The organism is Williamsia sp. (genome assembly GCF_016462415.1).
Classification (GTDB): domain Bacteria; phylum Actinomycetota; class Actinomycetes; order Mycobacteriales; family Mycobacteriaceae; genus Williamsia_A.
In genome coordinates, this window is sequence record NZ_JAEMTF010000006.1 from 47075 (window position 1) to 65662 (window position 18588).

The following is an 18588-nucleotide window of genomic DNA, read 5'->3' on the forward strand; positions in this document are numbered from 1 at the left end:
CCGGGGCTACGCTGCTCAGCTGTGGAGATGCATCACCTGCGGTACTTCCTGGCCGTCGCCCGCGAACTGAACTTCACGCGTGCGGCGCGGTCGTTGAACATGTCGGTGCCGCCGCTCAGCCAGCGCATCCGCACCCTCGAGCACGAGCTCGGCACTCCCCTGTTCGAGCGTTCGACCCACCACACCAAGCTGACCCCCGCGGGTGAGGCCCTGCTACCGCTGGCGGCGTCGGTGGTCACCGATTTCGATGCCATCCCCACCCTCGTCGGCCAGGGCGTCGGTCGGGCCGATGTGCGGCTCGCCGTCCCCGACGTCCTCAACCCCCGACACCGTCGTGCGCTGACCGACGCGATCCGCGGCCTCGACGCGTCGTTCTCGTTCACCATCCGACAGATGCCGTCACTGCAGATGGAGTCGGCGTTGCTGAGCAGTTCGATCGACATCGCCATCGCGCACGTGGGCACCACGAACGATCGGTTGTCGACCCGGGTGCTCTACAGCGAGCCGCTCGGGGCCGTCGTCGATGCGAGCCGGTTTCCCGACCGGACGTCGCTGTCGATGGCCGACCTACGCGGGCTGCGCTACATCCAGGGCCCGCGTCACTGGGATCTCGGCGCCGGACGCACCGACCGTCTGGCCGCCGCGGGCGCGGTCGTCGATGCCGACGCGAGCTTCACCGACATCAGCGGGTTGCTGTTGTTCCTGCGCAGCGCAGCGGCGTTCACGATCGTGCCGCTGGAGTCGGAGGCGGTGCTCTCGGTGGACCGCGCCGAATACGCGGTCCTGCCCGTCGACGACATGGACGAGTCGCTCACGACCTACCTGCTGCGTCGCGTCGCCGACACCTGGCTCGACCCGGTCGTCACCGCCCTCGGCCGCACCCACGAGGATCCCGACTCCCACCCCGCCTGACCCCACGACGGCGTCGAGTGGGCGGATGCGGACGTCGAGTGGGCGGATGCGGACGTCGAGTGGGCGTTTACGGACGATGACTGGGCGTTTGCGGACGCCGACCGGCAGGCCTCGCCCACCCGCTGTCCGCAGCCGCCCACTCGCTGTCCGCAGCCGCCCACTCGACGGGTGCGAGGGGTGAGACGGGTGAGAGGGGTGCGGCGGGTCAGCGCGAGCAGGTGGAGGGCGCGGGATCGCCGGCGAAACGGTCGCCGATCCAGGAGATCGCGCTCGGCGTCAGTCCGGTGTTGGTGTGGCCCTTGCCCTGTGCCACCGACACCGACAGCGTGTCGCCCATCGCGCACGCGCGCCGGACGGCCCCGGCAGTCCACGACGGGTCGATGATCTGGTCGGCGTCGCCGTACCCGACGAACAGCGGTCCGGCCGAACGCCGCTGCGGCAGAGAGTTGACGACGAGCATGTCGTGGAGTCGTCGCAACGCATCCGCCGAGGTGATCGTCGCGTCACCCGGCTGGGCCCTGGTGATCGCGGAGAACTTGCGGAACTCGCTTCCCTGACCACAGGAGGTCAGGTCGGACGCCCCCTGCGCCAATGCCCCTCGCAGGTAGTCGCTCGCCCGGAAATCGGGGTAGACCGCACGCAGCCCGTCGACGATGAGCGGGATGAACCCCAGCTGTATCGGGGTGAAGCGCGGGGCGACATAGGGCTGCGCGTCGGCGCCGTCGGCGATCGGGGCCACGTCGGCAGCCGGGGCCAGCGCCGCGGCACCCACGAAGTCGAGGCCGTCCCCGTAGTCGTTCGCGTGCTCGGCCGATGCCCAGGCGGCCTGACCGCCCTGCGAGCTCCCGATCGCGGCCCAACGAGTTCCCGCCTGCGGAACCATCGCTCGCGCCGCGCGCACCATGTCGATCATGTTGTAGGCGATGGTCCGCGAGTTCAGGTAGGGATGGGGGACGTCATGCTCGCCGAGGCCCTGGTAGTCCGACGCGGCCACCACGTAGCCGGCATCGAGCAGGGATGCGACGGTGGATGTCTCACCCAACAGATCCGGGTACCCGGACGGACCGCAGTTCGCTGCGGTGCCGGTGGTCCCGTGACCGAACGCGACAACCGGCCAGCCGCCCTGCGGGGGCGTGCCCGAGGGCACCGCGACGTACCCAGACACCCGGGTCCCGAAACTGCCCGCCGGATCCCCCGGTGCGTACCCGGCCGTCGATCGGTACACCACCCGGGTCAGGTTCTCGCCGGCGAGACGGCCATCGGGATCGACCGCCAGCGCCGCCCTGCTCAGGATCTCCCCGCGCGCGTCACCGACCGGAGCCGGTGGCAGCGCCGACGGTGTCGCAGAGGACGATTCGACGTCCGACGAGCTCGGCGAACCGGTCGGCGCGGATGTCGAACATCCGATCGCCAGGGTCGCGAGCACCGCGAGGGTGATCGCCGATCGCGCCGACCGGATGCCGATGATGGGTGGTCCTACTTCTTCTCGTCGCCCAGCTTGCGGGCCGCGTCCTTGGCGGCGTCGCGACCCTTGTTCACCTGGCTGGTGTACTTGCCCTTGGTCGCCTTGTCGACGGCCTGGGCACCCTTGTCGATGTACTGCGAGTTCTTGCTGATGGCCGTCTTGGCCTTGTTGGCGAGCTGCTTGAAATCCATGTCCGACCCCTGTTCGTGGTGTTGTTCGATCGCACGCCAGTCTAGCCGCGCGGGCGACATGTCCGATTCAGGCGAGATCTCGACGCGTCAGCCGACGTTCTCCCACCAGGTCTGATCGGCGATCCCGGCCCCGGTACGGGCGACGACATCGATGCGCGCGCCCGGAGCGGGAGTCGCGACCTCCGCGTGGGCGGCGTCGGCCGCGGTGAGCATGCGGCTCACCGGCTCGTCCCACGGGTGCATGGCGAGATTGAACGTGGCCCAGTGGATGGGGACCATCAGCGACTCCGACAGCGACGACCCGGCGAGGAACCGGTGCAGTTCGACACCCTCCTCGGGGTTGACGTGGATGTCGGGCCACAGCTCGCCGTACGCCCCGATCGGGACGAGCGTGAGCTCGTAGGGACCGGTGGTCCGCGCGGAGTCGGCGTAGGCCTCGGTGAAGCCGGTGTCGCCGGTGAAGAACGCGTTGTGCGTCGGCCCGTGGATGCCCCAGCTGGCCCACTGGGTGAGGTTGCGGACCACACCTCGACCCGAGAAGTGGCGTGCCGGTAGACAATCGAAGGTCAGGTCGAGGTGCGTGACCTGCCCGCCCCAGTCGCTCTCGGAGATGCGGCCCGCCGCGATCCCCCAGTACTCGAGATGGGCTCCGACACCGATCGGGGCGACGAAGTGCGCGTCGGGCTGACGCCGTGCGATCTCGACGACCGTCGCCATGTCGAGGTGGTCGTAGTGGTCGTGACTGAGAAGCACGACGTCGATGGCGGGCAGGTCGGCCGCCGAGCACGGCGCGCGGTGCAGTCGGCTCGGCCCGACCACCTGCGAGGGCGAGCACCGCTTGGAGAACACCGGATCGGTGAGCACCCGCCTGCCGTCGATCTCGATCAGCGAACTCGCGTGGCCCAACCACGTCACCGCGAGCGCGCCGACGGTGGTCTCGAAGTGCGGGGTACGCACCGGCACGATCCCGCGCGGTTGGCCTCGACGACGTTCACGCAGCATGTCGCGGGTGTTGCCGGCAGTCGGGGTGATCGGCGACGCCGGTTCGCGATTGGCGAAGAACCCGTCGGTCTGATTCGGCGAGGACGCGATGTGCGGCGCGATCGCCTCCGGCGACGCCCCGAACGCCCGCCCCGCCGGTACCCCCGTCGCGGCCAGACCCGAGGTGAAGGCTCCGACGGTGCTGGTGGCTGCGCTGGCAGCGAGTTTGCGGATCACTCTCGTCACAGTACCGACGTGCCGCCGACGATCCGACCGCGGTTTCGGTCGACCCGGCGGGGAATCATCGACACGCGGTCAGAGTTGACTATGTACGACAATAGTCAGAACACCGGAGGTTCCCATGACACGCTCATCCATCACCGACGCCGTCATCGTCGGCGCGGTCCGCACCCCCATCGGGAAGGGCAAGGCGAGCGGGGCGCTGCACGGCGTCCATCCGGTCGACATGCTCGCCCACAGCCTGCGCACCCTCGTCGAGCGCACCGGCATCGACCCGACGCTCATCGACGACGTCATCACCGGCACGGTCACACAGGCCGACGAACAGGGCCAGAACATCGCGCGCAACGCCGTCCTCGCCGCCGGCTTCCCCGAGTCCGTTCCCGCGACGACGATCAATCGGCAGTGCGGATCGAGTCAGCAGGCCATCTCGTTCGCCGCGCAGGGTGTGATGTCCGGGGCATACGACGTCGTCGTCGCCGCCGGCGTCGAGTCGATGGGCCGCGTACCGATGATGTCCGACGTGCGGCCGGGGGCCGACCCGTTCGGTGTCGACCTGGCCCAGCGCTATCCGGAGGGGTTCATCCCGCAGGGCTACAGCGCCGAACTGATCTCCGCGCGGTGGGGATTCACTCGCACCCAACTCGACGAGTTCGCGCTGTCGAGTCACGAGAAGGCGGTGGCCGCCACCAAGGACGGGCGGTTCGCCACCGAGCTGGCACCTCTTGCGGGTCTGGACCACGACGAGATGATCCGGCCCGGCGGATCGCTCGAATCACTGGCCGGGCTGCGGTCGGCGTTCTACGACGAGTCGATGGCACAGCGCTTCCCCGAGATCGGCTGGAACATCACCGCCGCCAACTCGAGTCCGCTCTCCGACGGCAGCGCCGCGGTGTTGATCACCTCGTCGGAGACCGCGCGGCGACTCGGCCTGACGCCGCTGGCGCGGATCCACACGACCACCGTCGTCGGCTCCGACCCGATCCTGATGCTCACCGGGGTCATCCCGGCGACCGAGAAGGTGTTGGCCAAGGCCGGGCTCGCCATCGGCGACATCGACCTGTTCGAGGTCAACGAGGCGTTCAGCCCGGTGGTGCTGGCCTGGGCTCGCGACACCGGCGCCGACCTGACCCGCACGAACGTCAACGGCGGGGCCATCGCGCTCGGGCATCCGCTCGGCGCCAGCGGGGCGCGCATCATGACGACACTCGTCAACGCCCTGCACCAGACCGGTGGTCGGTACGGACTGCAGACGATGTGCGAGGCGGGCGGTCAGGCCAACGCCACGATCATCGAGCGGCTCTAGCCTGCGAGTGCCTGCGCGATGGGGGTGTCGCCGTCGGTGAACTCGATCATCTGACCGACGGTCGCGGGCGTCGCGAGGGCGGCGACGATCACGGCGGCGACATTCGCGCGGCTGGTCTTCGTCTCACGGTCGGCGCCCTGCGCCTTGGTGACGATGGAACCCGAACCGGACTCATCGGACAGCGAGCTGGGTGCGACGATGGTCCAGTCCAGATCGCTGGCCCGCAGGTACTGGTCGGCGTCTCCCTTGGCCTCGGCGTAGGCGTAGAACGAATCGTCCGGCGACACACCGTGATCCACCGAGGCGCCGTAGTACGACACCAGGACGAACCGCTTGATCGAGTTGGCCGAGGCGGCGTCGATGCACCGGATGGCGGCGTCACGGTCGACCGCGAAGGTGCGGTCGGCGTCTCCCCCACCGGCACCGGCGGCGAAGATGACGGCATCGTGGCCGGCGAGGGTCTCGATGATCTCCTCGGTCGACTGGTGCTCGACGTCGGCGACCACGGGGACCGCACCGGTACCGGTGATGTCGTCGGACTGATCGGGATTGCGGATGAGCGAGCTCACCTGATGGCCGTCGTCGACCAGCAGGCGTGCGGCCTGCAATGCGATCTTCCCGTGGCCTCCGACGATGGCGATGCTGGACATGTCCACTCCTCACTCCGCGGCGTACCGGCGGTGTGGTCTTCGATCCGGCCGTTCATTCACCGGGTGTATGACAACGCTAGCAAGCAGTGATGCCGTCGCGGCCGACCAGCCTCTGGCGCTTTGGCCAACGATGGTTCATTATCAGCCGGTATTCGATTGTCGATCACAAATCATGAGGCGAGGCACAGATGCCCGTGCGGAGCGCGGCCGGCGTGTACCTCCGGCGTCTGCTCGTCGTGATCATCACCACCGTCGCGACGATGGGGTTGGCGATCACCGGACCCTCGCACGCCGCCGGCTCCGGCGGTGTCCACTATGTCGCACTGGGTGATTCACGCGCCTCCGGTCCCAGCATCACCACGTCGTTCGACGCCGACGGGTGCAACCGATCCGGCGGCGGGTACCCCGAACGGATCGCACGCGCCCTGCGTCCGGCGTCCTTCACCGACGTCGCATGCGCAGGCGCCACCAGCGACGAGGTTGCCGACCGTCCACAGACCACCTCGCTCCCCGTTGTCCGGACCGTGCCCGCGCAGGCCCGTGCGCTGCGTCGCGACACCGGTCTGGTGACGCTCTCGGTCGGTGGCAACGACATGAAGTGGGGATCGCTCATCAGCCCGTGCTTCGGTTTCTCGCTTCGGACCGATGAGCACTGTCGCTCGAATGGCGTTCTGCGAGCACTGATCACGGCCCGGCTCGCGGCATTGAGCGTTTCCGTCGACCACGTGCTGCGCGTCGTCTCCGCACGTGCTCCGAACGCCCGCGTGTTCGTCGTGGGGCACGGCGGCTACTACGGTCCGCGGGGATGCGTCGCCGACGCGAACGTGAGCCCCGCCGACGCCGCGTTCATCCGGGACTTCTTCCGGCGCTTCGACGCGGTGCTGTCCGGTTCCGCTCAGCGGCACGGCGCCACCTTCGTCGACGTCGCCGGCCCGGCCGTCGGTCACGACGCCTGCGCACCGGAATCACGACGGTGGTTCACCGGGCAACTGCCCCGGGGCAACGGACTGCCTAACCATCCGACCCAGATGGGCAACGCGGCGATCGCGCGTCTCGTCCTCGCTGCCATCACACGCTGATCCGCTGTGTCCTGGCGCACACGGCGGACGTCCGCTACATTCGTTTGTGGTGCTAAGCAACCCCTGAACATCGGTCAATGAAGCCGCGTGCAAAGCAGCAGCCGAAAGAATGCGAGGAACGCGATGACACTGTCCCTGGATCCGACACCCGAGGTTGTCGACTACCCGTTCAACCGGCCCGACAACCTGGAGCTCGCCGGCGAGTACGCCGCGATCCGGGAGGGCTCGGGCCTGGCCCGTGTTCGTCTGCCGTTCGGCGAGATCGGTTGGCTGGCAACGCGCTACGCCGACGCCCGCACGGTGTTGGCCGATCCGCGGTTCAGCCGGGCGGAGTCGGTGACCCACGACGAGCCGCGCATGCGCGAGGGAAGGCAGACCGGCGGGATCCTGTCGGTCGACCCACCCGATCACACCCGGTTACGGGTGCTCGTGGCGAAGGCGTTCACGGTCAAGCGCATCGAGGCGCTGCGACCCACGGTCAAGCAACTGTGTCAGGACCTCATCGACGACGCGGTGGCCGCCGGCGCCCCGACCGACATCGTCGACCGCTTCGCACTCCCCTTGCCGGTGCAGGTCATCTGCGAACTCCTCGGGGTACCGACGTCTGACCGGCCACGGTTCCGGGCGTGGAGCGACGCCGCCCTGTCGACCACGTCGATGACCGCCGACGAGTACCAGGCGAGCCGCGAGGAGTTCCGCGACTACATGCGCGGACTCCTGGCGATCAAGCGCGAGACACCGACCGACGACCTGATGACCGCACTGGTCGCCGCCCGCGACGAGGGCGACAAGCTGACCGAGCTCGAGCTCATCGACCTCTGCAACGGGATCCTGGTCGCCGGGCACGAGACGACGGCGTCGCAGATCCCCAACTTCGTCCTGTACCTGCTGTCGCAGGAAGGCAGTTGGCAACGCCTGCACGACGATCCGGAGCTGATCCCGGCCGCCGTGGAGGAGTTGATGCGCCTCGTCCCACTCGGCCTCGGCGGCGGTCAAGCGCGGTACGCGCTCGAGGACGTCACGTTCGGTGACATCACCGTCGCCAAGGGTGAGCCGGTGCTGGTCGCGATAGCAGCGGCCAACCGCGACCCCGAGGTGTTCGACGACCCGGAGGTGTTCGACCTCGAGCGCGGACGCACACCGCACATCGGCTTCGGGCACGGCGCCCACCACTGCCTCGGGGCCGCGCTCGCACGCCTGGAACTGCAGGAGGCTCTCCTGGCGTTGACCCGCAACTTCCCCGATCTCGCGGTCACCGAGGTGGACTGGAAGAGCGAGATGGTCGTCCGTGGACCGAAGAAGTTGATGATCACGTGGTGAGCGCGCAGTCGGTGGACCCCACCGATCAGACCGGACAGGAGCGCTGGTCGGTGCGTGTCGGTGAGCACTGCATCGGCTCGGGCATGTGCGTCGCACTCGACCCGGAGCACTTCTCGTTGGAGAACGGCAGGGCTCGCACCGAGGGTGCACAGGTGACGCCCGACCAGCGCTACATCGACGCTGCCGACACGTGCCCGGCCGCGGCGATCACCGTGACCGACGCCGACGGGACCGAGCTGGCCCCGACCTGACCGGTGGCCGTGACCCATCCCGGCGCGCCGAGTCCACCTCGCGCGCCGGGATAAGTCATCATGGGCACGAATCTTCCGCCGAGCACCCAGGGAAACGAGGGCGTCCGATGCGTTGGTGGCGCTCTCGCGCGCACGCACCCCTGCACCGCGTCGGGGCAGTCGTCGTGGCCTCGGCGAGTGTGCTGGCCCTGGCCGCCGCCGGTCCGGCCTCAGCGTCCGAGGGCGAGGCCCCGATCCACTACGTGGCGCTCGGCGATTCGCGTGCGGCAGGGCCCACGGTCGGTTCCCAGGTGGTCGCCGAGGGCTGCGGCCGGACCTCGAACGGGTACCCCAACCTCGTCGCCGCCGCCCTGGCACCCGCGTCGTTCACCGACGTCGCGTGTGGCGGTGCGACCACCGCCGACGTCGTCGACCGCGATCAGATCACCAATCCGCCGGTGCGCAAGCGAGTTCCGGTGCAGGCATCGGTGCTGCGGCCCGACACCACCCTCGTCACGCTGTCGATCGGCGGCAACGACCTGCGCTGGCGCGGACTGCTGACCCCCTGTTTCGGGACCCCCACCTCCGGTGACCGGTTCTGTCGGGACAACCCGACGATCCGGTCGACGATGGAGTCGAGGTTCGTCACCCTCGCCGCCGCGACCGACCATGTCCTGCAGGTGATCCGACAACGCTCCCCGATCGCCCGCATCGTCGTGGTCGGCCACGGCGGATACTTCGGGACGCAGGGCTGCGCGCCCGACGCCCGACTCAGTCCCGGCGACGCGACGTTCGTGCGTGCGTTCTTCGACCGCTTCGACAACGTCCTGGCCGGGTCGGCGCTACGGAACAACGCCGTCTATGTCGATGTGGCCGCGGCCGCCGAGGGTCACGACACGTGCGCGGCCGCCGGCGACCGGTGGTTCACCGGTTCGGTACGGCGCGCGCAGACTCCCCCCAACCATCCGACCCCGGCCGGCGGGGCCGCGATGGCGCGATTGGTGCTGGCCGCGCTCGGCGTCTGACGCCTCCTCCGAACGAGACCGACCCGTACGACTCAGACCGGGACGCGGGTGAGCGCGGCGGCGTGATCGAGTCGGTCGAGTGCGCGCACCGCGACCCGCGTCGCCGTCGAGAGTTCTTCGGGGTCACGGTTCATCAGCTCCACGACCGGTGAGTCGTCGGCCAGCACGCCGTCGTAGATGTCGGTGTCGCCGCGCACCACCGCCCGCAGCGAATCCACTGCCGCACGCACCTCCTGGGACCCGCGTCGCAATCCCTCGGCGAGGTCACCGGTCGGTCCGCTGTCGAGTTCCGCGCCGGCGGAGAGCATCCCCGCCCGCACCAGTGCGTGGGCGGCGCGGTCGCAGGCCTCGAGCACACGGACCAACCGTGCGGTTCCCCGCCGCGCCCGGCTCGTCGGTCCCATCCCCAACGGCTTGGCCGAGGTCTGCAGTTCCTGTAGCGCGGTGTCGAGGCGCCGCGACACCGGCACCAGGTCGACTCCGGAGCCCGGTTCGAGCACCGAGTCGATCGAGTCCGAGATGACCTCGTCGAGGGTGTCGAGGTAGGTGTCGACCTTCTCGCGCACGGTCTCCCGGGTGCGGATGGGAAGGATGAAGTACGCCGCACCGATGCCGACGGCGGCGCCCACACACGTCTCGGCGATCCGCAGTTCGAGCACCGCGATGCTGAAGGTGCCGAGCAGTCCGTACAGCATCGCCAGCAGCACCGTGACGAAGAAGACGAGCAGACCGTTGGCGATGGTGACGAGGTAGAACGCGCAGAAGACGCAGACCACGATCAACGCCAGCTGCAGCGGTGGTCGATGTCCGACGAGGGCCGCCAGCACCACCCCGGCGAACACACCGGCCACGGTGCCGACGATCCGGTGTCCCGCCCGGGTGAGGATCTCACCGCGCGTGGAGGTCCCGGTGAACACCACGAACGCCGAGAGCACCGCCCAGTACCACCGGTTCGGTGACACGAGCTCCCCGAGGACGGTCGCCACCGATGTCGCGATGGCCACCTGGATGGCCGCACGCGTGCTGGGCCGCAGCCGCGCGAGTGCATCGGTCAGCCTCGGCCACCGTCCGGCCCGGTCGGTGTCGTGCGGCGCCGTGACGCCGGTGTCGTCGTCGGTGTCGCTGTCGGCGGAGGTGCCGGGTGCGCCGCCCTCGAGCGATTCGGGCGTGGGCTCCCGCGTCCACCCGAGTGCGGGCAGCTTGCCGATCCGATGCGTCGACGGTTCGGGCGGGGTGAGTGCGTGGGCGGTCACGCGGTGCACCGCGATGTGCGCTCGGACGACCCGGGCGGCCGAACGGATCGCGATGGTCGTCTGATCGCTGCCGCTCGTGGAGGCATCCGCAGCCATCGCGGTGCGACGCAGTGACCGCAGCTCGTCCTCGGTGGGGTGGTTGCGCAGCGCCCCCCGGACCGCGGCCATCACCTCGCCCACGGTGGGCGTCCAGTTGACGGGGTCGAAGGCGCGCAGGGCGAACGCGAGTTGCTCGGTGGCCTGCTGGGCGTCGAACACCCGTCGCGAGAGATCATTGCCGGTCACCGACAGGTGAGCCGACGCCACGTTTCGGTCGAGCCAGTCCTCGATCATCAGGGCGGTGTTGGCCAGCCGCTCCAGCACACGCCTCATCTCATCTGGATCGGGCGTCGTGCCGGTCGTGGTCGGCGTCACCGCGTCGACCACCGTCAGCGACGACGCCCGCAGCGACTTGGTGAGCCGGCTCAGCTCGGCGCCCGCCCACTCGTGTTGGAACGCGAACCGCACCACGAGCGACGACGCGACACCGAGCGCGATCGCCAGCGCCAGGACCGGGATCTGCGACGGGGTGGCGCGCAGGAACAGCGAGAAGAAGTAGGCGATGAACGACGCCATCCCGAGTGCGAACCCGCGCGGCCCGAAGCGGCGCACGTACACCGCGGTGAACAGCACCGCCACGAAGCCGACGTCGGCGACCACCCCGTACTGCGTCAGCACGGCGGCGAGTGTCACCGCGGCGATCGCGGGCAGCGTGATCATCACCGTCGTCAGCAGACGCGCGTGCGCGGTGCGGTCCTTGACGACGAACGAGGAGAACATCGCCACCACCGAGCCCAGCATCGCGACGGTGATCGGTTGGCCCAGTGCCCTCGTGGTGACCGTGAGCACGAGCAGCGCCAACACGAGGGTCAGCGTGGTCTGACTGGCGCTGCGCAGACGGAGGGCGCCCGGGTCGGACACGACCAGAAATCGTGCGGCGCGACTCGCCGACGCACGCAGGGACACCTCCATGAGCCAAGCCTACGGCGGCGGCACCGCTTCGACGGTCGGTCAGGAACCGAAGGGGACGCCGCCGATCTCGATCGCACGGGTGAAGGTGAGCCGGTCGAACTCGCGGCCGTATTCGTCGATCGCCGAGATGTCCATGCGGCTGCGGGTGATGCCCGGGATACCGGGTACCACGTCGATGCTGATGAACGAGTAGTTGCGGAACCGCACCCGCGACCACTCGACGCTCTCGGCCTTCTTCTGACCGTCCGGGGTCCACACGTAGCTGTTGGGCACCGTGTTGTCCTTGACCACGTTGCCGCGGTAGCTCTCGGACTCGCCGGGTTGGAAGCCGTAGCGCGGCCGTCCTCCGCCGCCGACGGTGTAGTAGACCGTGCCGTCCGTCTTCGCCGACACCGTCGACCGGTCGGGAGCGGCCTTGCGCGGCTGGTTGTTCCGGATCGGGTCGGTGCGCTCGAAGATGTGGTTGTGCGCCTGGAAGACGGCGTCGACCTGGTACTGGTCGAACAGCTTCGCCCACGCCGCGCGCACGCCGCCGTCGCTGGCGTGCGAATCGGTGGTCGAGTAGGCGCAGTGGTGGAAGAAGCAGACGATGAAGTCGATGTTCGGGTCGGCGCGGAACTTCGCCAACGAGCTCGCGACCCAGCTGTTCTGACGCCCACCGCTGTAACCGGTGTTCGCGGTGATCTCGTAGGAGACGTCGTTGGCGTCGAGCGAGAGGACGGCGACGTTGCCGTAGACGACCGAGTACACCGACGGGCATCCCGCCGGCCCGTTGGACGGCTGGTCGAGACGCTTGGCGTGTCCGCCGTAACCGTTGGGCGAGTACAGCGCCTCCATGTCGTGGTTGCCGGTGGCGAACATCCACGGTGTGCGCGACGCCGACTTCTCGATCGCGGCGAAGTAGCCGTCCCACACGTAGGGGTTGAACTTGTCGAACCCGGACGGCGCGCTGCCGCTGGGGACGAAGTTCGGCGGCTTGCCCGCACCCGAGGGATCCGCGTAGGCGATGTCGCCGGCCAGGATGTGGAAGGCGCCGTTGCGGGCCGCGATCTGGTTGACGATGTTGGCGGCGTGCTTGACCGACGGCTGGTTGTCGGCCTTGTAGTACAGGTCGTCGTAGTCACCGGCCTTGAGACCGGCGGGCTGCGTGGGCGTCTCGTCGACGCCCTGGTCGCCCATCATGGTGAACCGGAACGGTGCGCTGCGCCCCCGGCCCAGCGCCGGTGCGGCGCTGCGGACGTCGGTGGTGCGCCCGTCGGAGGTGCGCCAGCGGTAGAAGTGCGGCAGCCGCGACGGCAGACCGTCGACCGGGGCGTGCACGTAGAACTGCTCGGCACCGAGGATGCCGCCCGAGCTGATGGGCACCTGGCTCACCAGGTTGCGGACCTCGGCAACGGTGGTGGCACCCAGAGCGGGCGTCGGGCCGTGGTCGAGGAACACCTTCGCGCTGCCCGGGTTACGCGAGAGCTGGGCGGAGAACCGCAGCTGGCTCGCTGCATCCGAGCCGAACGAGACGTGTCGTCCGCCGACGGCCAGCGGAGCGTCCGCGGCGTAGGCGATGCCGGAGAACGCCAGGTTCCCGACTCCGGCCGCAGCCGCGGCGGCGGCGCTGCCCGCGAGGAAGTTGCGGCGCGAGACCGCGTGCCGCTTCAGGTTCCCGACGTGCCAGTCGTGCTGCTCGGCGGTGGTCATCTGCGCGGCCACCGAACGAGGGATTCCGGTGTCGACGGTCTCGCCTAAAGGATTCACGGGCATGCATCAAAGATCACGGCATCAGCTGTGCCGCAGGGTGAGCACACGGTGTCGGGAACGTGAACGAGCCGTGAATCTCGAAAAGCGACGAAGTGCGCACAGCGCGCGTTCACGACATCGACGGGGCCGCGGTCGCGGCGTTCTCGGCATCACCGCGAACCCTGGTGTCGAGCCGGGTCGCGACGATCAGGACACCGAGCCCGGCCGCGGTCATCACCGCACCCGCCCAGATCGGGGACGTGAACCCGAGCCCGGCCGCGATGGTCAACCCGCCGATGTAGGCGCCCAGCGCATTACCGACATTGAACGCCGCGATGTTCGCACCCGACGCCATCGTGGGCGCCGCGGCGGCGTAACTCATGATCCGGGTCTGGACGCCCGGCGTGATGGCAAAACCGAAGCCACCCATGAGGATCAACGAGATGACCGTTGCGACCTTGTTCTGCGCAGTCGCGGCGAAGAACACGAGGACCACCACCAGGACGGCGAGGATCACCATCAATCCGCGGGCGAGCGCCCGGTCTGCCACCTTGCCACCGACGTAGTTGCCGACGAACAGACCGAGCCCGAACAGCACCAGCAACCACGGCACCGTCGACGATGCGAACCCCGTCACCTCGGTCAGCGTGTAGGCGATGTAGGTGAAGGCGCCGAACATGCCGCCGAATCCGAGGATCGTGATGGCGATCGACAGCCACACCTGGGTCGACCGGAACGCAGCGAGTTCGTGACGCAGTTGTGGAGCGCTCGACACCGCCACACCGTCCGCTCCCACCACGGGCGGGCGGGTCGTGCTGTCGTCGGGCACCAGCGTGGCCACACCGATCATGGCCAGGACACCGATCACCGTGATGGCCCAGAACGCCGAGCGCCATCCGAACTGCTGGCCGAGGAAGGTCCCGAACGGCACACCGAGAACGTTGGCGATGGTCAGGCCGGCGAACATCATCGCGATCGCGCCCGCACGCTTGGCCGGGGGCACCATGTCGGCGGCGACCACGGCGCCGATGCCGAAGAACGCACCATGGCACAGCGCGGCGATGATCCGTCCGCCCAGCATCGCTTCATAGGTCGGCGAGAGCGCCGACAGCAGATTGCCTCCGATGAACAACACCAACAGCCCCAGCAAGACGCGCTTGCGGTCGAACCGGGACACCGCCGCGGTCACGCCGATGCCGCCCACCGCGACCGCGAGTGCGTATCCGGAGATGAGGTAACCGGCCGTCGACTCCGACACCGCGAAATCCGCCGCCACCTCGGGCAACAGGCCCATGATGACGAACTCGGTCAGTCCGATGCCGAATCCCCCGAGCGCGAGGGCGAAAAGTCCCACTGGCATGTCTGCACTCCGATCCACGTCGTGTCGCAAGCGTTTATAGCGCGTCTGCATCTATTGCAGACGCGGGCTAGATAGTTGCACACGCCTGTAGTCGTCGCAAGCTGATAGATTGGGGCTCTGAACGAGGAGGTCAGGATGTCGATCGCCGACGATGCCGTCGAGGTGCGCGCGCAGGGATGGCGGACGCTGGCCGCGCTCCACGGATCGTTGGAAGCGGAGTTGGAGCGAGCGCTGTCGCGTGAACACGACCTGTCGGTCGTCGAATACACGGTTCTCGACGCACTGAACCGGCAGGACGGTTGGCACATGCGGATGGCACAGCTCGCCCGCGCCGCCGCACTGAGTTCGAGTGCCACCACCCGTCTGGTGAATCGCCTCGAGCAGCGCGGGCTGCTGTCGCGATACCTGTGCGACGACGATCGGCGCGGGATCTACACCGAGCTCACCGACAGCGGGCGGGAGATGCTGACCGCCGCACGTCCCACGCATGACAAGACCTTGGAATCAGCACTCGACGCCGCCTGTCGCGCACCGGAACTCGCTCCGTTGGTGCGGGCGTTGCACGAGTTGCCTGCTGCCGCGCCTGCCTAGTCTTCGCGTCACGTTCTACTGCAGAAGATGCTCGGGACAGGGTCTGGTGGCCCGAAACTTGCCCTGCCGGCTCGCGTTCGCATGGTCCCTGACTCCTCGCACGCCCGGTCACTCGTCGCATGCCGCCGACGGCATGCGGGCGGTGCATCAGCGTGCGAGCCATGGATTCGCGCGGTTTCGAGTCATTCGCCTCGCCCATGCGCGGTGCGAACAGCGCATCTGGGTGCGAACCCCGGAAACGATGCGAACGCGAGTCAACAGCGCAGGTCCAGAGCCACCCGATTCCGTCCCCAGAATCTTTTCGCCGTCAGGCGTTCGACTTCTTGGGCGGCAGGGGGATGAAGTAACTGGTGCGCTGTTGGTATTCCTTGTATCCCGGGCGCTGCTCCATGTGACGCTCAAGGAGCCGGGCACCGGTCGCGAAGACCAGGAAGTAGGTCATCGCGATCGGGGACAGGAACGTCGCGACGGTGGGCCAGAACGTCATGCACACGAGGAATGTGCCCCACCAGACGCAGGCGTCGCCGAAGTAGTTGGGATGCCGCGTGTATCGCCAGAGCCCCTTGTCCATCACGGTGCCCTTGTTCGACGAATCGGCCTTGAACCGATCCATCTGCAGATCGCCCACGGTCTCGAACGTCACGCCGACGATCCAGATGATCACACCGATCACCGCGAGGTACCAGAGCGTGCCGTGCGCGACCGACGACACCTGTAGCGGCAGCGAGACGAACCACAGCGCGGGCCCCTGTGTCGCGTAGATCTTGGTGATCGCGGTCAGCGCACGGTTGCCGCCCGCGTCGTCGAGGAGCTTCTCGTAGCGCGGATCCTCGCCCTTGCCGCGCGAACGTCGGAACATCGACGACGCCAGGCGAAGTCCCCACGCACCGATCAGGACGAGAACCAGCAGCCTGCGCCAGAGATCGCCGTTGCCGAGCGCCGCGGTGATCGCCGCGATCACGACGAATCCGAGACCCCAGGTCACGTCGACGACGTTGTGCCTGCCGATCGAGAAGCCGATGGCGGCGGTGATGCCCAGCAGGATGATGACGCCGGCCAGACTCGACGCGGACACCAGGACGAACTGGCTCCAATCGAAGGTCATCAGAAGTTCCGCACCGGCGGCATCGACGACCGGCCACGCGAATCGTTGCGCACGGAGAGGATCTGGTCGACTCCCATCCGTCCATCACGGAAAGCCATGCCGCCGCCGACGAGGTAGAGCCGCCACACCCGCGCGGTCTCCTCGCCGACCATGGCGACGACGTCGTCCCAGCGGCGCTCGAAGGTGTCGTACCAGACGTCGACGGTGCGGACGTAGTGCTCGCGCATCGCGTGGACGTCGCGGACCTCGAGTCCGGACTCCTCGATCATCGCGACGGTCTCACCGACCGGACGCATGAACATGTCCGGGGCGATGAACTGCTCGATGAACGGTCCGCCACCGGGGTTGTCGCCGTGCTTGCGCGACATCTGCTGGATCAGGACGCGACCACCCTCGATCACGTTGTCGTACAACGCCTTCGTGTAGGTCGGGTAGTTCTCCTGCCCGACGTGTTCACCCATCTCGATCGAGGCGACGGCGTCGAACGGGCCGTCGGGGATCTCGCGGTAATCCTGGATGCGGATCTCGACGCGGTCACCCAGACCACGCTCGGCGATGCGTGCGTCGATGAACGCCTTCTGCTCCTTGGAGATGGTGACGCCGGTGACCTGCGCGCCGTACTCGCTCGCGGCGAACAGGCTCAGCGAGCCCCAGCCGCAGCCGACGTCGAGGAACCGCATGCCGGGCCGTGCATCGAGTCCGATCTTGCGGCACACCATGTCGAGCTTGTCGCGCTGCGCCTGCTCGAGCGTGTAATCCGGTGCGTCGGAGGTGAAGTAGGCGCTGGAGTACGCCATGTTCGGGTCGAGCACCATGGAGTAGAAGTCGTTGGACAGGTCGTAGTGGTGGCTGATCGCGGCGCGGTCGCGCGCGAGGGTGTGCAGCTTGCCCTTCACCACCGCCTGCGATGCAGGAGCGGGCAGCGGCCGACCGAGGACACCGAGCTTGGCGACCGCGCGGACGAGCTGCGCGACGCGTGCCGGGGTGATCTTGATGCGCGACAGGTTGCGCTCGGCGATGACGGTCCAGATGTGGGTCAGCGCCTCGTTCAGGTCGCCCTCGACGTCGATCTCACCGGTGACGTAGGCCTGTGCGGCACCGAGTTCGCCCGGACTCCACAGCAATCGGCGCAGCGCGTCGGGGCTGCGCAGGGTCACGTGCGGAGCGTCGACCGGGCCGGCGGTGCTGCCGTCCCAGGCGGTGAGGTGCACGGGGATCTCGCCGCCGACGTACGGCGCCAGCAGGTCGGCGACGGTGCCGGCCGCGCCGGTCGTGGCCTGCGCGGGGGTGGTCTCGGTGATGCTCATCGTCGGTTCTCCTGTCGGGCCCGGTGCTCGGGGTGATCGTCTCGGCAGCGCTGCGTCATGGCGGTGATCGTCGCGACCACCCTGCGGGTCCACACCCACGGGCGCATCAGCATGAAGTGTCCGGCGAAGGTCATCGACGTCCAGGTGGCGTCGACGCCACGACCGGCAGCGCGCTCGGTGGCCGCGCGCGAGATCCGCGGGCTGGTCCAGCGGTCCATAGTCCCGTGCAGAACCACGAGCTGCTGTCCGGGTCGGAACGTGTCGGTCGCGCTCGGGTCCATCCACCACGGCGCCAACGCCATCACCGCGCACACCGACGGGTCGTCGGCCACCGCGGCCGCGGTCCGTCCGCCCATCGAGTGTCCGAGCAGGATCACCGGGGTGTCACCGAAGCGCGACCGGATCTCGTCGAGCGCCCAGCGTGCGTCGGCGACCGGACTCTGGTCGGCGCCGTTCCAGCCACGCATCCGGTACTGCAGCATGACCACCGCGGTGTCCGGCACCGACTTGGCGACGGCCCGGGCGAACGGTCGCATCCTTGCGGCGGAGAGGTGGTTGGTCTGCGCGGGCGCAGTGCTGCGGACCTTGCCGCCGTGCAGCACCAGGACCACCGCCGACGGGTCGGCCGGCGTCGCCACCCAGTGCAGGACAGGCGTCAGCGGCCCCGTGGTGTCAGAACTCATGAAAGCCATTCGACGCCGTGACCGCCGCGGATCTCTCCGCCGGGCGTGGGGGTCGTCACCAGGGTGTCCATGTCGTTCACGCTACCGAGGTGCAACGGCCTCTGCCCTGACTGAGCTGACCGTTCCGGTTTCAGGCAAAAGATGCCGG

Annotated in this window: 17 protein-coding genes; 7 read left to right on the forward strand and 10 right to left on the reverse strand. The window is 68.7% G+C overall.

What is annotated here, in order from left to right; all coding sequences use genetic code 11:
• The first annotated feature begins 27 nt into the window (after positions 1-27).
• Positions 28-912, forward strand: coding sequence for a LysR family transcriptional regulator (locus JHC79_RS02620; RefSeq protein ID WP_296388353.1), 885 nt, complete (start codon positions 28-30; stop codon positions 910-912).
• 205 nt (positions 913-1117) lie between these two features.
• Here the strand turns inward: JHC79_RS02620 and JHC79_RS02625 are convergent, their stop codons facing one another.
• The 3 genes from JHC79_RS02625 to JHC79_RS02635 all read right to left on the reverse strand — a co-directional run bounded on the left by JHC79_RS02625 (position 1118) and on the right by JHC79_RS02635 (position 3786).
• Entirely contained in the window at positions 1118-2338 is a 1221-nt protein-coding gene (locus JHC79_RS02625; RefSeq protein WP_296388311.1) for a lipase family protein, read from the reverse strand.
• A 50-nt stretch (positions 2339-2388) separates the two neighbouring features.
• Entirely contained in the window at positions 2389-2568 is a 180-nt protein-coding gene (locus JHC79_RS02630; RefSeq protein WP_296388312.1) for an Rv0909 family putative TA system antitoxin, read from the reverse strand.
• An 87-nt stretch (positions 2569-2655) separates the two neighbouring features.
• Positions 2656-3786: an MBL fold metallo-hydrolase gene (locus JHC79_RS02635; RefSeq protein WP_296388313.1), complete on the reverse strand. Its 1131-nt coding sequence runs from the start codon at positions 3784-3786 to the stop codon at positions 2656-2658.
• Between the two features lie 124 nt (positions 3787-3910).
• Between JHC79_RS02635 and JHC79_RS02640 the strand changes: the two genes are divergently transcribed.
• Entirely contained in the window at positions 3911-5095 is a 1185-nt protein-coding gene (locus tag JHC79_RS02640) for a thiolase family protein (protein ID WP_296388314.1), read from the forward strand.
• On the opposite strand, the gene JHC79_RS02645 is transcribed toward JHC79_RS02640, so the two are convergent.
• Complete coding sequence (locus JHC79_RS02645; protein WP_296388315.1) at positions 5092-5745, reverse strand: NAD(P)H-binding protein; 654 nt, start codon at positions 5743-5745, stop codon at positions 5092-5094. The two genes, JHC79_RS02640 and JHC79_RS02645, sit on opposite strands and share 4 nt — an antisense overlap.
• Positions 5746-5933: 188 nt before the next feature.
• Here JHC79_RS02645 and JHC79_RS02650 point away from each other — a divergent pair, with 188 nt between their 5' ends.
• The 4 genes from JHC79_RS02650 to JHC79_RS02665 all read left to right on the forward strand — a co-directional run bounded on the left by JHC79_RS02650 (position 5934) and on the right by JHC79_RS02665 (position 9399).
• Positions 5934-6824: an SGNH/GDSL hydrolase family protein gene (locus JHC79_RS02650; protein ID WP_296388316.1), complete on the forward strand. Its 891-nt coding sequence runs from the start codon at positions 5934-5936 to the stop codon at positions 6822-6824.
• Positions 6825-6947: 123 nt separating this feature from the next.
• Positions 6948-8144, forward strand: coding sequence for a cytochrome P450 (locus tag JHC79_RS02655; protein ID WP_296388317.1), 1197 nt, complete (start codon positions 6948-6950; stop codon positions 8142-8144).
• Entirely contained in the window at positions 8141-8395 is a 255-nt protein-coding gene (locus JHC79_RS02660; protein WP_296388318.1) for a ferredoxin, read from the forward strand. The genes JHC79_RS02655 and JHC79_RS02660 overlap by 4 nt, the downstream gene beginning before the upstream one ends.
• Positions 8396-8559: 164 nt before the next feature.
• Positions 8560-9399 (forward strand): SGNH/GDSL hydrolase family protein, encoded by an 840-nt coding sequence (locus JHC79_RS02665; protein WP_296388319.1) that lies wholly within the window; start codon positions 8560-8562, stop codon positions 9397-9399.
• A 32-nt stretch (positions 9400-9431) separates the two neighbouring features.
• Here JHC79_RS02665 and JHC79_RS02670 read toward each other — a convergent pair whose 3' ends face one another.
• From JHC79_RS02670 to JHC79_RS02680, 3 genes are all read right to left on the reverse strand, one after another.
• Positions 9432-11663 carry an FUSC family protein gene (locus tag JHC79_RS02670; RefSeq protein ID WP_296388320.1) on the reverse strand — a complete coding sequence of 744 codons (2232 nt, stop codon included), beginning with the start codon at positions 11661-11663 and terminating at the stop codon, positions 9432-9434.
• A 39-nt stretch (positions 11664-11702) separates the two neighbouring features.
• Positions 11703-13418 (reverse strand): metallophosphoesterase, encoded by a 1716-nt coding sequence (locus JHC79_RS02675; protein WP_296388321.1) that lies wholly within the window; start codon positions 13416-13418, stop codon positions 11703-11705.
• A gap of 106 nt (positions 13419-13524) precedes the next feature.
• Positions 13525-14754 (reverse strand): MFS transporter, encoded by a 1230-nt coding sequence (locus JHC79_RS02680; protein WP_296388322.1) that lies wholly within the window; start codon positions 14752-14754, stop codon positions 13525-13527.
• A 135-nt stretch (positions 14755-14889) separates the two neighbouring features.
• On the opposite strand from JHC79_RS02680, the gene JHC79_RS02685 reads away from it, so the two are divergent.
• Positions 14890-15345: a MarR family transcriptional regulator gene (locus JHC79_RS02685; RefSeq protein WP_296388323.1), complete on the forward strand. Its 456-nt coding sequence runs from the start codon at positions 14890-14892 to the stop codon at positions 15343-15345.
• Between the two features lie 307 nt (positions 15346-15652).
• On the opposite strand, the gene JHC79_RS02690 is transcribed toward JHC79_RS02685, so the two are convergent.
• Genes JHC79_RS02690 through JHC79_RS02700 form a run of 3 tightly spaced genes read right to left on the reverse strand, consistent with a single transcriptional unit; the run spans position 15653 to position 18440 of the window.
• The gene (locus JHC79_RS02690) at positions 15653-16453 is read right to left on the reverse strand and encodes a DUF1295 domain-containing protein (protein WP_296388354.1); all 801 of its coding nucleotides are present in this window, start codon (positions 16451-16453) and stop codon (positions 15653-15655) included.
• Positions 16450-17757, reverse strand: a complete 1308-nt coding sequence (locus tag JHC79_RS02695; protein WP_296388324.1) for a cyclopropane-fatty-acyl-phospholipid synthase family protein — start codon at positions 17755-17757, stop codon at positions 16450-16452. Before JHC79_RS02695 ends, JHC79_RS02690 begins: the two co-directional genes overlap by 4 nt.
• Positions 17754-18440, reverse strand: coding sequence for an alpha/beta fold hydrolase (locus JHC79_RS02700; RefSeq protein ID WP_296388325.1), 687 nt, complete (start codon positions 18438-18440; stop codon positions 17754-17756). Before JHC79_RS02700 ends, JHC79_RS02695 begins: the two co-directional genes overlap by 4 nt.
• Between the last annotated feature and the right edge of the window lie 148 nt (positions 18441-18588).

What these genes read in the sequence shown, in the direction of transcription:
- JHC79_RS02645 (WP_296388315.1), bottom strand. Translation starts at nt 5,745, where the DNA reads ATGTCCAGCATCGCCATCGTCGGAGGCCACGGGAAGATCGCATTGCAG.
- JHC79_RS02700 (WP_296388325.1), bottom strand. Translation starts at nt 18,440, where the DNA reads ATGAGTTCTGACACCACGGGGCCGCTGACGCCTGTCCTGCACTGGGTG.
- JHC79_RS02655 (WP_296388317.1), top strand. Translation starts at nt 6,948, where the DNA reads ATGACACTGTCCCTGGATCCGACACCCGAGGTTGTCGACTACCCGTTC.
- JHC79_RS02620 (WP_296388353.1), top strand. Translation starts at nt 28, where the DNA reads ATGCATCACCTGCGGTACTTCCTGGCCGTCGCCCGCGAACTGAACTTC.
- JHC79_RS02685 (WP_296388323.1), top strand. Translation starts at nt 14,890, where the DNA reads ATGTCGATCGCCGACGATGCCGTCGAGGTGCGCGCGCAGGGATGGCGG.
- JHC79_RS02680 (WP_296388322.1), bottom strand. Translation starts at nt 14,754, where the DNA reads ATGCCAGTGGGACTTTTCGCCCTCGCGCTCGGGGGATTCGGCATCGGA.
- JHC79_RS02640 (WP_296388314.1), top strand. Translation starts at nt 3,911, where the DNA reads ATGACACGCTCATCCATCACCGACGCCGTCATCGTCGGCGCGGTCCGC.
- JHC79_RS02670 (WP_296388320.1), bottom strand. Translation starts at nt 11,663, where the DNA reads ATGGAGGTGTCCCTGCGTGCGTCGGCGAGTCGCGCCGCACGATTTCTG.
- JHC79_RS02695 (WP_296388324.1), bottom strand. Translation starts at nt 17,757, where the DNA reads ATGAGCATCACCGAGACCACCCCCGCGCAGGCCACGACCGGCGCGGCC.
- JHC79_RS02650 (WP_296388316.1), top strand. Translation starts at nt 5,934, where the DNA reads ATGCCCGTGCGGAGCGCGGCCGGCGTGTACCTCCGGCGTCTGCTCGTC.
- JHC79_RS02675 (WP_296388321.1), bottom strand. Translation starts at nt 13,418, where the DNA reads ATGCCCGTGAATCCTTTAGGCGAGACCGTCGACACCGGAATCCCTCGT.
- JHC79_RS02630 (WP_296388312.1), bottom strand. Translation starts at nt 2,568, where the DNA reads ATGGATTTCAAGCAGCTCGCCAACAAGGCCAAGACGGCCATCAGCAAG.